The 14,413-nt window shown below is 42.0% G+C and carries 11 protein-coding genes; 8 read left to right on the top strand and 3 right to left on the bottom strand.

Annotated elements, in window-relative coordinates; translation table 11 throughout:
• The first annotated feature begins 225 nt into the window (after window positions 1-225).
• The gene (locus tag HZA10_09480) at window positions 226-897 is read left to right on the top strand and encodes a transposase (GenBank protein MBI5196541.1); all 672 of its coding nucleotides are present in this window, start codon (window positions 226-228) and stop codon (window positions 895-897) included.
• Between the two features lie 35 nt (window positions 898-932).
• On the opposite strand, the gene polA is transcribed toward HZA10_09480, so the two are convergent.
• From polA to HZA10_09465, 3 genes are read right to left on the bottom strand one after another with little or no spacing between them, the layout of a single operon-like run.
• Window positions 933-3,593 (bottom strand): DNA polymerase I, encoded by a 2,661-nt coding sequence (gene polA, locus HZA10_09475; GenBank protein MBI5196540.1) that lies wholly within the window; start codon window positions 3,591-3,593, stop codon window positions 933-935.
• 28 nt (window positions 3,594-3,621) lie between these two features.
• Window positions 3,622-4,410 carry a sugar phosphate isomerase/epimerase gene (locus tag HZA10_09470; protein ID MBI5196539.1) on the bottom strand — a complete coding sequence of 263 codons (789 nt, stop codon included), beginning with the start codon at window positions 4,408-4,410 and terminating at the stop codon, window positions 3,622-3,624.
• 3 nt (window positions 4,411-4,413) lie between these two features.
• Window positions 4,414-4,707: a zinc ribbon domain-containing protein gene (locus HZA10_09465; GenBank protein MBI5196538.1), complete on the bottom strand. Its 294-nt coding sequence runs from the start codon at window positions 4,705-4,707 to the stop codon at window positions 4,414-4,416.
• Window positions 4,708-4,861: 154 nt separating this feature from the next.
• Between HZA10_09465 and HZA10_09460 the strand changes: the two genes are divergently transcribed.
• The 7 genes from HZA10_09460 to hemH all read left to right on the top strand — a co-directional run bounded on the left by HZA10_09460 (window position 4,862) and on the right by hemH (window position 14,381).
• On the top strand, window positions 4,862-5,395 hold the full coding sequence (locus tag HZA10_09460; GenBank protein ID MBI5196537.1) for a lytic transglycosylase domain-containing protein: 534 nt from the start codon (window positions 4,862-4,864) through the stop codon (window positions 5,393-5,395).
• On the top strand, window positions 5,392-6,501 hold the full coding sequence (locus HZA10_09455) for a tetratricopeptide repeat protein (GenBank protein MBI5196536.1): 1,110 nt from the start codon (window positions 5,392-5,394) through the stop codon (window positions 6,499-6,501). The genes HZA10_09460 and HZA10_09455 overlap by 4 nt, the downstream gene beginning before the upstream one ends.
• A 42-nt stretch (window positions 6,502-6,543) precedes the next feature.
• Complete coding sequence (locus HZA10_09450; GenBank protein ID MBI5196535.1) at window positions 6,544-10,002, top strand: GAF domain-containing protein; 3,459 nt, start codon at window positions 6,544-6,546, stop codon at window positions 10,000-10,002.
• Between the two features lie 14 nt (window positions 10,003-10,016).
• Entirely contained in the window at window positions 10,017-10,397 is a 381-nt protein-coding gene (locus HZA10_09445) for a response regulator (protein MBI5196534.1), read from the top strand.
• Between the two features lie 187 nt (window positions 10,398-10,584).
• Complete coding sequence (locus HZA10_09440; GenBank protein ID MBI5196533.1) at window positions 10,585-11,895, top strand: diguanylate cyclase; 1,311 nt, start codon at window positions 10,585-10,587, stop codon at window positions 11,893-11,895.
• A gap of 28 nt (window positions 11,896-11,923) precedes the next feature.
• On the top strand, window positions 11,924-13,024 hold the full coding sequence (locus HZA10_09435) for a response regulator (protein ID MBI5196532.1): 1,101 nt from the start codon (window positions 11,924-11,926) through the stop codon (window positions 13,022-13,024).
• A gap of 256 nt (window positions 13,025-13,280) precedes the next feature.
• Window positions 13,281-14,381 carry a ferrochelatase gene (hemH, locus tag HZA10_09430; GenBank protein ID MBI5196531.1) on the top strand — a complete coding sequence of 367 codons (1,101 nt, stop codon included), beginning with the start codon at window positions 13,281-13,283 and terminating at the stop codon, window positions 14,379-14,381.
• The last annotated feature ends 32 nt before the right edge of the window (window positions 14,382-14,413 follow it).

The raw sequence follows: 14,413 nt of genomic DNA, 5'->3' as shown, positions 1-14,413 counted from the left end.
TTCATACAGGCCTCCTCCTTTTAAATGTTTTTTTAGATATAACATCATACTGCATTGCAGTATGATGTTGGAGGCCTTAATTAGTATCCAAACGCTGGAGTCAATGCGAGGCACAGGACGCTTTTTCGGCTGTGCAGTGTGATGAGGTTTTTGAAATGTTCTTTAAAATAGGGACAGCGCCTATTTTTATTGACATAAAGAGTCAAGTTAGTTATTCTTAAATCCATGCCGAGAATAGCACGCGCCGTAGCAGTTAATTATCCACACCATATCACCCAACGCGGTAATTACCGTCAATCTGTTTTTGAGCACAGGGATGATTTTGTGCGGTATTTGTACTGGCTCAAAATTTATACTGAAAAATACTCAGTAAAAATCTGGGCATATTGCCTCATGAATAATCATGTGCATTTCATAGCAGTGCCAATGAAGCCGGATTCTCTTGCAAAGACATTCAATACCCTCCATATGAGATATTCTCAGCATATCAATATGAGAAATAAAACAACCGGTCATCTCTGGCAGGGGCGCTTTTTTTCATGCGCGCTTGATGAAAGACATCTTTATGCAGGCGTACGGTATGTTGAAAATAATCCCGTCAGGGCTCTAATTACAAAACAGGCAGAGGAATATCAGTGGTCCAGCGCACTTAGTCACATAAAAAAGATTTCTGATTCGTTCCTCTCTGAGGGCTGTTATCTTACCGATGAAATTAAAGACTGGTCAAAGTATTTAAGAGAGAAGGAAGAAGCATCTTTAATTAAGGATATTCGGAAGAATACTAAAACTGGCCGCCCATGCGGAGACGATAAATTTTTACTAAAGGTAGAAGACATAACAGGGAGGCGTTTAGCTCCACTACCTTGGGGAAGGCCCCGGAAGCAGGAAAATAAATAGGCGCTGTCCCTATTTTATGTAAACTTTTTTGTTTTTTAGTGCGCCTCGGCCCAGTTTTTGCCTATCCCGATGTCAACTTTAACCGGAACGTCGAGCCTTACTGCGTTTTCCATTTCCTCTTTTACAAGCGCCTGTACCCTCTCCTTCTCTTCTGCCGGAACCTCAAATAAAAGTTCGTCATGCACCTGAAGAAGCATTTTTGTTTTCAGTCCTTCTTTCTTAAGTCTCTTCCAAATATTTATCATTGACAGCTTGATGATGTCTGCCGCAGAGCCCTGCACCGGCGTATTTATCGCAAATCTCTCTCCGAGCTGTCTTGTGTTTTTATTTGCGCTTCTGATCTCGGGAATCTGCCTTTTACGCTTGAATATGGTCTTCACACTGCCGGTTTCCTCCGCCTCGGTGATTTTTGCTTCAAGATATTTTTTAACTCCGCCGTGCCTTGTAAAATATGTATCAATATAAACCTTTGCCTCATCAGGGCGGATGCCGAGCTCCCGGCTTAATCCAAAGGGGCTCATGCCGTAGACTATTCCGAAATTAACAACCTTGGCCCTGCGTCTTATTTCAGGAGTTACGCCTTCAGGCGCAATGCCGAATAATTCACATGCAGTCCTCATATGGATATCCCCGTCATTTTTAAACACCTCCATCATTCCTTCATCCCGGCTTAAATGTGCAAGTATGCGGAGCTCTATCTGGGAATAATCGGATGACAGAAGCTGTTTCCCACCCTCTGCTATGAACGCTGCTCTTATCCGCCTTCCCCACTCTCCCCTCACCGGGATGTTCTGGAGATTGGGATTTGAACTGCTGAGCCTTCCGGTTGCAGTAATAGTCTGGTTGAAAGTTGTATGTACTCTGCCTGTTGCAGGATTGACAATCACCGGCAGGGCGTCCACATATGTGCCCTTAAGCTTGGACAAGGACCTATGCTCAAGTATTTCCTGAGGCAGTTCATGCTCAAGCGCAAGCTCCTCAAGCACATCAACATCAGTTGAAAATCCGGTCTTGGTTTTTTTTATTGTCCTCAGCCCTAACTTTTCAAACAGTATCTCCTGAAGCTGTTTGGGCGAATTGATATTAAATTCCCCGCCCGCAAGGAAGAATATCCTCTTTTCAATACCTGCAATATCCCTCTCAAGCTCTTTTGAAAAATCATTCATCAATGCCGCATCAATCTTTATGCCTGCTGTTTCCATGTCCGCAAGCACCTCTATCAGCGGCATCTCAACGCCGTAAAATAATTCCGAAAGCCCCTCTTTTTCTATCTCAGGGGCAAGCAGATTTTTCAGCCTCAGGGTCGCCGCGGCACCGCCTCCTGAATATCTTGCCGCATCCTCAACAGAGACCTCACGGAAGTTTTTTTTGCCCTTTTCAGTGATATCATTATAGGAAAGTTTTTTATACCCGAGATATGACATGGTCAGGTCTTCAATATCGTGATTTGTCTTATTGGGATTAAGCAGGTAAGAAGCAAGCATCGTGTCAAATGCAAGGCCTTTCAAATCTATCTTTTCATTTCTTAAAACAATGAGGTCGTATTTTATGTTGTGTCCTGTTTTTTTAATCTCCGGATTCTCAAGTATCATCCTTAATTCAGCAAGGGTTTTCATTTTAGGCATCTGCCGCGGCGTCCCTAAATATGAATGTGCAAGGGGCAGGTAATAAGCCGTGTCTGTATTTATTGAAAAAGACATTCCAACAAGTTCAGCCTGCACCGGGGATATGCTTGTGGTCTCGGTATCAAGGATTATTTCAGGCTGCTGTTTAATTGTATTTATAAATTTCGCTAAATCCTCTTCTTTTAAGACGGTCACATCTGTTTCGGTAAAAGCCTCTCCTGCAGGAATAAGCTTAAGCAGGCTGCCGAACTCAAAATCCTTGAAAAATCTAAGCAGGCGTGTCCAGTCAGGTTCCTTCAATTTCAGCTCCGGCATTGATACGGACACAGGAACATCAGAGTCAATCTTTGCAAGGGTGCGGCTGAGCTTTATGTCCTCCATATGTTTGGAAATCAGTTCCCTGAGCTCGGTTCTCTTAATCTTTGAATAATTCTGCATGAGTCCGTCAAGGGTTCCAAATTCCTTGATAAGCCCGACTGCGGTTTTTTCCCCGATGCCGGGCACTCCCGGAATATTATCAGCCTTGTCGCCTGTCAGCGCCATGATCTCGGGAAGCCTCTCAGGCTCAACCTTAAATCGTTCAATAACATCCTTTTCCTCTGTTATTTTATCTTTCATTGTATCGTAGGTCTTAATTCTGCGACTTAATATCTGGTTGATATCTTTATCCGAAGTCACGATGTAAACGTCAATTTCTTCATTCTCCGCCTCTGCCCTTTTTGCAATAGTTGCGATTATGTCATCAGCCTCATAGCCCTCCATTTGAAGCATGGGGATATTAAATGCGCTGATTATTCCCTTAATGTACGGTATCTGCACCTGCAGTTCTTCGGGCATCTTGGGCCTGTGGGCTTTGTACTCAACATACATCTTGTGCCTTACAGTCGGCGCAGGCGTGTCAAAAACAACGCTGATGTAATCAGGTTTTTTTTCGCGCAGGATTTTTAAAAGCATGTTGATAAAGCCGTAAATTGCATTCGTAGGAAAGCCCTTTGAATTAGTCAGCCCTTTTATTGCGTAAAAGGCCCGGTAGAAATGGGAATTGCCGTCTATGAGATAAAGGGTAGGCATATTATTTAAGTGTCAAAGTATCAGAGTGTCAGAGTATTAAAGTGTCAGAGCAAAGGTAGTCATTCAGTCTAAGCATGCTTTTTCTGACATCTTCTATAGTATGCGATTCAATGGTATAAATACATTCTCTTCCGGAAAGCCCTTCAAATAAAAGTTCAAAGTCAAAGGTGCCGTCCCCGATCGCATGGTGCAAATCCGCTGTCCTGTCATTGTCATGCAGATGCAGTTCAATGATGTAAGGCTTCAGCGCGGAAATCCACTCCTGCAAAGGCGTCTCTGAAAAAAGATTAAAATGCCCTGCGTCAAAGCAGATACCGAAATTGCCGGAATTCATCTCTTCCATCAGAAGCCTCAGGCTTGACGGCTCCTTCTCAAAAATATTTTCTATCGCTATTTTAATTCCTGCGTCTGACGCCATCTTGTTGACAACCCCCCATGTAATAAGGCTCCCTTCAAGCCATATATCCACCCTGCTGTCGTATTTCCATTTGTCATAGCCTGAATGAAAGACAACCGCCCTGGGCTTTAAGATTTCAGAGAATCGGATGATGTCCGTGAATCTTCTGATTGTCACATCCCTGACTTTTGAATCAACCGCCCCGGGAGACAGGTCCATAAACGGCGCATGAATGGTGAGTTCGGGATTGTAGTCAAGTTTTTGCTTCAGCCTTCTGATGGCGGATTCATCTAAATCATCAAAGCGTCTTGAACCAAAATAGATTTCAAGGTTCAGTTTTTCCTCTTTGATGAACTCAAGGTAGTTGTCTATGCTGTCGTAAGGGACGTGGACATGGGGCTTTACCGCTCTATGAGTCATTGACTATGCTTTAAGCGCCTCTTCTTTCTTACAGCCGGCTCCGGGGCATGAGGCTCCGGTCTTTGTTTCTTTCGCGGGACATGACGTCTTACACTCCTCAAAGGCTTTTTTCCTGTCGGCAGACGGGTAGTCTGTCGCATACCAGCCCGAGCCCTTAAGGACAAATGAGGTTGCGGTAATAAGCCTCTTCAGGCTTCCTCCGCATTTCCCACACTCTGAAAGAGCGGGGTCTGACATTTTCTGCGTGACTTCCAAACGGCCGCCGCATTTTCTGCATTCATATTCATAAACAGGCATCTCAAAAACCTCCGGATGTGTTGTGTCAGGTATTTGAATTTAAATAGTAATTGTAGCATATTAATGTTATCTATAACAAGACGAAAATGCCTCGTATTTGAAAAAATTTGACACATAGAGGCAGACACCTTTATTATTAACTATAATATAAGAAATGGGGATTAAAATTGCTTTAACCCTTACAGTTTTATTATTTGCCCTGCCCTCCGGTATATCTGCCTTCTGCTATGAAGAGGCAGGAGACATTTACGGCATAAACCCCGATCTCCTCCGTACAATCAGCAAGACCGAGTCCAACTTAAACCCACTGGCGGTAAACATAAACGCCGACGGCTCTCAGGATCTCGGCTTGATGCAGATAAACTCCTCATGGATTAAAAGCATGCGCCTTGACTCAGGCCTGCTTTTGTCTGACCCGTGCTACAACCTTAAAACAGGCGCAAATATCCTGAATAAATGTTTTGACAGATATGGATATACATGGGAGGCAATCGGCTGTTATAATGCAGTAAGCCTGCATAAGAAGGTGAAATATTCATGGAAGATTTATAATATCCTAAAAGCTGAAGGCTCAAAGATGAAAAACAAGAAACAGAACCCTGAACTAAAGATACAGCCTAAAAGTCCTGACTCATCATTTTTCTTCAGCGTAAGGGACAAATCAGAGGCAGATATGGAGATACGGTGAGCCTGCTTGCCGACTTGCTTTCAAAGGTCAAACAACAGCAGACTAAACGGGAAATTACGCCTAATCTTAAGGACATCATTGCAAAGGAATCTGCCCACAAAAAAAAGATTGTTTTGTATTCAGCGCTGTTTGGCGCAGTTGTAATCTCCGGCATATTAGCGGTATATCTTTTGCAGTCCATTGTTGCACCTTCCGTTAAAAAAACCATTTCGGTGCAGAAATCCCAACGCATAACAGCACAAGTTCCTAAACCGGTTCAGCCTCAAACAACTGCCGAAGCTCCTGAAAGCAGGCCTGAGACAAAAGCCGAAAAAGAGATAGAGAAAAACATTACCGAAACAGAAAAAACTGCAAAGGGAAAAAGCGGCGCAATAGTGGAAAAACCTGAAAAAACAGAAAGCCGTGTGACTGCCCGAATTGCGAAAAAAGAAAAACCCTCTCCTGCGCCGGCAGTAAAACCCAAGCCTGCCGTCCAGCCGCAGGCAGCGCGCTCTGAAGACAGCGCTGTAGAAAAATCCGTAAGTCTGCCTCAAAAAAATGCCTTTCTTTATATTGCCAAAGATTATGAAAGCAGGAAAGATTATCCAAAGGCGCTTGCCTACTACAAAAAAATACTGGAAACGGACAGGAACAACTTCGGAGTGATAAATAATACAGCTTATATTTTGCTGAACATGGGGCTGGTCCACGAGTCAATAAAATATTCACAGATGGCGCTTGAGTTAAAGAAAGACTATGTCCCTGCCCTTATTAACATTGGAGTTGCATATGCAAGGGTTGACAACATCACTGCCGCAGAAACCAGTCTTAACAAGGCTTTGACAATAGAGCCTGACAACCAGACAGCATCTATGAACCTTGCAGTGCTTTATGAAAAACAAGGGGAGTATCAGAAGGCTTTTGAATATTATTCCAAGCTGGCACGCATGGGAAATGCAAACGGCTTTTTGGGCATTGCAAGGATATATGAAAAACAGGATAAAACAGAAGAGGCGCTGAAAACATATAAAAACATTTCCTCTTTCAGTTCTGTAGATGCCGATACGAAAAAAATGGTGGGGCAAAGAATAGAACTGCTGAGTGAGAAGTTAAAGAGCAGAAAATAAGCTTTTTTGTGATACACTTACATAAAGGAGCGCTCTGCTGAAATGCTTAAATTTAAATCCCTTATCGGAAAATTAATCTTTATAAACCTTGTATTCCTCACTTTCATAACCATTTTTGTATATACGAGTTTCAGCTTTACACAGCACATGAAAGGCGAAGCCTCAAGAATAAATTTTGTAGGACAGATACGATATCATATTTACCAACTTGCATTGTTAGCCGATGAATCCGTAGAACAACTGCACCCAAAAACCAGCCGGCAAAGAGAGTCCCCGTTGATTGAATTCAGGCACAAGATTAATGATGTTGACAATTTAATAACAGATTTAAGGAACGGCAACAGAAAATTCAACATCAATCCCATCGGACACCACTCCGAAGCTTCATTAGTCCTTTTTAATGATATTGCCAATGACTGGACTGCTATCTGCAAACCCATTCTTCTGAAAGTGCTTGAGATTCAACCGGATGTTCCAAAGAAAGAAGCTGAACAACTGCTTGAGTCCTACAAATCCAGGGTTGCCCCATATGTAGATAAGGTAGACAGGCTCGTAGAATCCCTTGACATGCATTATGAAAAAGAAATTAGGGATTTTGAAAATTTAGAGTTTTTTATCATCGGATTTTTTATGTTGACTGTCATCCCTGTCATTATTTTTATACGACAGACTATTGTGATGCCGATAAAGCAGCTCCGAGACAAAGCATTAGAGATTGAAAAAGGTGATTTTGATGTCAGGGCTGAAATAAAAACGAGCGATGAGATAGGAGAGCTTTGCAATACATTCAACCACATGGCTCAGGTCCTTAACGAATCTTTTGATGAAAAAATTAAAAACCTTAAAAACATCTCCGCCCTTCATGAGATTTCAAAAAACATCATGAGCGAACTTGACGTGAATGCACTTCTGAAAAAAATAGTGGATAATGCCCACCAGTTAGTAGGTTGCCAATATGCTGCAATGGGAATTTTAGGTGAGAAAGAGGGATATGAATATTTTATTGTTTCAGGCATAGACGAAAAAATGGTTGAAGACTTGCTAAGAAAATATGGCCTTCCTCATAGAGGGCTACTGGGCTATCTTGTAAAAGAGGGTAAGCCAATCCGTATTGATGATATATCAAAACACCCTGAATCTGTTGGATTTCCCGAAGGACATCCTGCAATGAAGACATTTCTTGGTGTGCCTGTTGTCCTTCAGAAAAGGGTTATCGGCAGGCTTTATCTTACAGAAAAATTTAAAGGGAAAACATTTACTCAGGAGGATGAAAATCTTGCAATGTCTTTTGCAAATATTGTTGCATTAGCTATAAACAATGCCAGCCTCTTAAATAATGTACGCCTCAGAAAAGAGGAACTTGATGTGCTGAATAAGATTGCTGATGCCTCAAGCAAACTACTTGCACTTGAAGATTTGCTAAATACAGTCCTGAGTGAAATATTAAATCTTAAAACCCTGAGCCTGGAAAAAAAGGGAGCAATATTCCTTTCTGATGAAAAGACAAAGGAATTAAGGCTTGTTACATCATTTAATTTTCCGGATGAACAAAAGACTGGATGTGCAATCGTGCCTTATGGAGAATGCCTCTGCGGGGCTACTGCAGAAAAGGCAGAAGTCCTGTTATCCGAAAGCAATGTCAGGGATGAAAGGCATACAAAGAGATACGCCGGCGCAAAAGAGCACGGACACATAATCCTCCCGCTTAAATCAGGGGGTAAATTGTTAGGAGTACTGTGCCTCTATTTAGCAGTAGGAGTAAAGCTGTCTGATAAGGAAATTGCGCTGTATAAATCTATCACTGATATTATTTCTGTCTCTATTGAGAACGCAAGGCTTTATGAAGGGCTTGAGCAGACGGTCAAGGAAAGGACAGCAGAACTTGAACAATATGGATTCAGGCTCCATAAACTCACAGAGCTAAGTTTTGCTGCAATAGCTAATACAAAAGAATTTGCAAATCTGATTCTCAGCGAGATTGCTGAAATGCTTGATGTAGATTTAGCTGGAGTTGGGATGGTTACTAAAAGTGAATGGATAGCATATGCAGTTGCAGACAGCAAAAATACTGGCGTTAAAGAGGGGATGCCTTTCCCACTTGCCGAGGTGTATTGCGGAATTGTATGCGAGACAAAAAAACCACTTGTTATTAATGATGCCTCTGTATCAGAAGAATTCAAAAATCACCCTAATTTACTTAAATATGGAGTAGTATCATATCTTGGGGTACCTGTTTTTATTGGAAATGAATTATTTGGTGTGTTATTTACATCAAGCAAGTCACCTCATATTTATACGGAATATGACCTTATACTTCATCAGCTTCTGAGCAAACGGCTTGAAATGGAACTTGTCAGAGAAAAATACGAAAACGATTTGCGCATCTCAAAAGAACTGGCAGAGGCTGCCAATAGGGCAAAATCGGACTTCCTTGCAAATATGAGCCACGAATTAAGGACTCCCCTTAATTCAATTATCGGGTTTTCACAAATAATGATTGACGGGATGGCAGGCGCCGTGACAAGTGAGCAGAAGGAATATTTGTCAGATGTTTATGAAAGCGGCACACACCTGCTGTCGCTGATAAACGACATCCTTGATTTATCAAAAGTTGAGGCAGGGAAAATGGAGCTTGAACTTTCCGATTTTGATGTGAAAGAACTTATTGACAGCAGCGCAGCTATGTTTAAAGAAAAAACATTAAAGCACAGAATAGATTTTAAAACTGATGTTGAAGAAAGCATTGGCAGTATTACAGCAGACGAAAGAAAAATCAAACAGGTGCTGTTTAACCTTCTGAGCAATGCATTTAAATTTACGCCTGACAAAGGAATAATTACAGTTCAGGCACGGAAGACAGACAGTAATTTTATAGAGATTTCTGTCATTGACACAGGCATCGGCATCTCACTTGAAGACCAGACAAAGCTGTTTCAGCCGTTCCATCAGCTTGAGTCCCCGTTATCAAAGAAACACGCCGGCACCGGGCTCGGTCTTCATCTGTGTAAACAATTTGTAAAATCTCACGGCGGGACCCTTTGGTTGGAAAGTGAACCGGGCAAAGGAAGCAGGTTTACATTTACAGTCCCGCAAAAGACCGCACAGCATGTTGAGCAAATTATTGACCCTTTGACAAAAGTCCTTACCTGGAAACACTTTATGATACACATTGAAAGATTCTTTTCATTTTATAAGAGGACTCACCGCAAGTTTGCATTGATGAGATTAAAATTTCCGGAAATGACAAAACCTGAAAATTATATCTTTATTGTTAAAATATTAAGGGACCACTTAAGAAAGCACGAAATCCTAACATATCATGAAGACTTAAATTGCTATTGCGCCATTTTACTTGATGTGGACCGGGAAACGACAGATGAAGCCGCCTCAAGAATAGACATGGCATTAAAAGAAAATGGTCATCCTGCTGTTATAAAGACCGTGATTTATATGGAGGATGGAGAAACTATTGAAGAGTTGTTAAAAGCATTAAGCATATAACATAAGGTGCTGATATGACTAACGCGGACATAAACAAAAAAACAGTGCTCATTGCAGATGATGACGCAAAGAATCGCAAGCTTTTCAAGGTTGCACTCCGGGATTCAGGCTGTGAAATAGTTGAGGCTGAAGACGGCGAACAATGCGTTAAGCTTACAAAAGAAAAACTCCCTGACTTGATTCTTATGGATATACAGATGCCTGTAATGGACGGCATCACAGCGCTTAAAACACTCATCGCCGACCCTGCCACCTCAAAAATACCCGTAATCGCAGTTACCTCTTATGCAATGAAAGGGGACCGGGAACGCTTTCTCGCTGAGGGTTTCGTTGATTACATACCAAAGCCGATAGATGTTAATAAGTTTAAAGAAGTGATTGGCAAATACATTTAGTAAAGCACCCTGCGGCAGAGACCGCAGGGCGTCCATTATTTGAATGTTTATTTTCTGGTGTCATTCCCGCAAGCCCCGAACAAGTCGGGACAGGCTCCGCGCGTCGGGAATCCTTCCGGAAAGATTCCGGACAAGCCGGAATGACAGAAATTTGGAACTGTGGCAGAGACCGCAGGGTATAATTAGAATGAAAAAGATAATTCTAACACTACAGACTTCTATTAAAAAACGGTTTGTTATAGGCATAAGTATAATGCTGCTGCCCATGGCTGTGCTTGCTTCAGCCGGTTATATCCTTTTTGAGAATGTAATTCATTCTTTTGAAGAAGCTAAGACAGAGGCTGTTAATGAGATAAATTCAATTGCAATCTTACAAAAACTCATACTCAAAGCCGCTATGCCTGCCAATGATTACCTGATACATGGCGAAACCGGGGAGCGGCAGACATTCAACAGCATCAGCAAGGAGGTAGATGAGGCGTTTTCAACTGCCCTCAGTATGCCTTTTGGATTAAAGGAAGAGAGATCATTAGTTATGTCGGCCCAAAAAGAATGGTGGACTGCTAAGGCTATGAGCGAGAGGCTTCTGACTTTCCACAATCCGGTTGGTAATGTGGCTGCATCCAAAGATATGAAACTTCTTGACAACCGCACATATCAGATAGCAGATCATCTTGAAAAGGCAACTAAGCTTGCTCACGATGAACTGTACAAGGAAATATCTCGTGCATATGCTTTAAAAAACAGGGTGTCGCTGCTTATTGCTGTTATTTTAGTCCTGGGACTTGCAGCCTCTGTCATAATTGCTATTGCATTATCCCGTTCCATTCTTAATCCGATACGGGCTTTAGAGGAGGGGGCAAATCAGTTTGCGGCAGGTAATCTTTCGTCACGTATTGCCTTATTGACAAAGGATGAACTCGGGCATCTGGCGAAAACTTTTAATATCATGGCTGGACAAATAGAAAGGCATGAAAAAATACTTGAGGATTTGTCAATTCATGACGGACTTACAGAGCTTTTTAATAAACGGGAATTTATGAGGCGTATAATTGATGAAATAGCACGCTCTAAAAGATATAAAAGTGTTTTCTCTCTAATAATGATAGATATAGACTATTTTAAGGCTGTTAACGACACTTATGGTCACCAGGCCGGCGATGAAGTCCTGAAAGCCATATCTGCAATATTGAAGAGAGGAATCCGCACGGTTGACTTTGCAGCCCGTTATGGCGGAGAAGAAATAGCTGTTATACTGCCATACATTAATAGTGAGGGAGCCTATGAGGCGGCTGAACGGCTTAGAAAGGATATAGAGGCTTTTACGATACCCGTCTCAAAGGAAAAAGCAATACAGGTTACAGTGAGTATGGGGTTGGCTGTCTTTCCTGACAATGCCGATACAGATGAAAAACTTGTTACTGCCGCAGATAAGGCCCTTTACGCTGCCAAACATGCAGGACGCAATCAGGTGCAGATATTTAAAGGTTTAACATAAAATTACTGAATAGATAGAGGAGATAGAGATGTCTGACAAAAAACCTAAAATCCTCATAGTTGATGATGAAGAGAAGAACATAAGGCTCATGATCGCCATACTTAAAAATTACGGCTATGACTATGAAACTGCCAAAAACGGTATTGAGGCGCTGGAAAAAGTAAAAACATTCTCCCCTGATTTAATCTTTCTTGATATTATGATGCCTGAGATGGACGGTTACGAGGCATGTAAAAAGCTGAAGGAAAATCCTGAAACACAGCATATCCCTGTTGTAATGGTAACGGCGCTTACAGAAAGAGAATTACGGATTAAAGGGCTTGAAGTCGGTGCGAATGACTTTCTTGCTAAACCTGTTGACCACGCAGAGCTAATGGTGAGGACAAAAAATCTTTTGATGGTAAAAGAGTTTGAAGACTTCTTACAGAATCATAACAAGATACTTGAAGAACAGGTAGCAGAAAGGACAGAGGAGTTGAGAGAAACTCTCAAGAAACTTGACATTGCCTATAAAAGTGTTAAAGCAGGCTACATTGATACAATACGCAGGCTTACTGTCGTTGCGGAGTATAAAGATGAGGAAACAGCATTTCACATCAAGAGAGTCAGTTACTATTGTTCGCTCATCGCACGGCATTTCGCCTGGCAGGAGAAGGATATAGAAGGTATTTTTTATGCGTCTCCCATGCATGATATCGGCAAAGTAGGCATCCCGGCGGACATCCTTCTTAAACCTGCTAAATTAAACCCTGAGGAATTTGCGCTCATGAAGACCCATACAACAATAGGCGCCAACATCCTTCGCGGCTCTATTTCAGAATTTCTGCTGATAGCGGAAAAAATTGCCCTGACCCATCATGAGAGATGGGACGGCAGCGGTTATCCGAAAGGTCTCAAGGGTGATGAAATCCCGATAGAGGGGCGGATAATGAACATCGTTGACCAATATGATGCTTTAAGAAGCGTGCGCCCGTATAAACCGGCTTTTGACCATGAGAAAGTTATAAAAATAATAACAGAGGGCGACGGAAGGACCATGCCGGAGCATTTTGACCCTCAAATGCTTCAGGCCTTTAAAAAATTGTCTGATGAATTTAATAAGATTTTTGAGACCTATCGGGAACCATAAGAAGATAGTAGTGTCCAGTAAAATAATTCTTCAATTTCAATTAGTTGTCATTCCCGCGCAGGCGGGAATCCAGACATCGGAATTAGATTCCCATTTTCATGGGAAACCCTGGATTCCTGCTTTCGCAGGAATGACAGAAAACGGCTTTTTTACTTTACTTATAAGAGTCATGAGCTTTAAAATTTTAACCGGACAGTACTAATAAGAAGCAGGAAATTAAGAAGTGAAAAATAATAAAAACGAAAACAAAGAGACCATAGGTATTTTCCTCTTAAATCTCGGCGGACCTGATTCTTTAAAAGCCATAAGACCTTTTCTTTACAATCTCTTTTCCGACAGGGAGATTATTAAGTTCGGTCCATCCCTCCTCCAGAAACCTATTGCATTATTAATATCAAGCCTCCGTGCAAAAAAGACAGCGGAAATGTACAGCCTCATCGGAGGCAAATCGCCGATACTTGATATAACTGCGGCGCAGGCACAGGCGCTTGAAAAAGCGCTGAATGATTCATCCCTCAATCTTCAACCTTCATCCTTGTCTTTCAAAGTCTACACCGGCATGCGGTACTGGCATCCGTTTATTAAAGATACAATTGAGAAAATTTTACAGGACGGCATCAAACATCTTATCGTGCTTAGCCTTTATCCACATTATTCAAAGGCAACAACAGGCTCTGCAATTGCAGAACTTAAAAGGACAATTGCAAAAGTTTACACCCCCACCCGCCCCTCCCCCGTCCCGAAGCGGGTCTCCGCGAAGGGTCGCTCCGACAAGGGGGAGGGTAAAGGGGGGAGTGCCATAGATATACAATACATTGAGCAATGGTATGACTTTCCCCCGTACATTGATGCGCTTGCAGGGCTTGTCGCAGAAGGAATATCTGAATTTAGGGAAAGTGGTTTTGACATCCTTTACAGCGCACACAGCCTGCCTGAAAGTTTTATTCAGGAAGGAGACCCTTACCTTGAGCATATTAAAAAAACAATTACCCTGCTGAATGAAAGGCTTTCCAGTAATCCCTACCACATCACGAATTTCAGATGGCAGCTTTCATTTCAAAGCAAGAGCGGACCGGTCAAATGGTTGAGTCCGGCGACAGAGGAAGTTATAATAGAAAAGGCAAATGCAGGCATAAAAAATTTATTTGTCGTGCCGATAAGCTTTGTATCAGACCATATTGAGACGCTGTATGAAATAGATATTCTCTATAAAGAACTTGCCGTGAGGCACGGCATAAATCTTAAGAGGTGCCGGTCTTTGAATGCATCTGAAGGATTTATAAATGCACTTAAAGAGCTTGTGCTGACAAAAATAAATCAAACAGTAAATCTCCCCTCCCTTGACGGGAGGGGATAAAGGGGAGGGTGAAAATACCATATTATCACCCC

This window comes from Nitrospirota bacterium (assembly GCA_016212185.1).
Taxonomy (GTDB): domain Bacteria; phylum Nitrospirota; class Thermodesulfovibrionia; order UBA6902; family DSMQ01; genus JACRGX01.
This window is presented reverse-complemented; position numbering and strand designations above follow the sequence as displayed.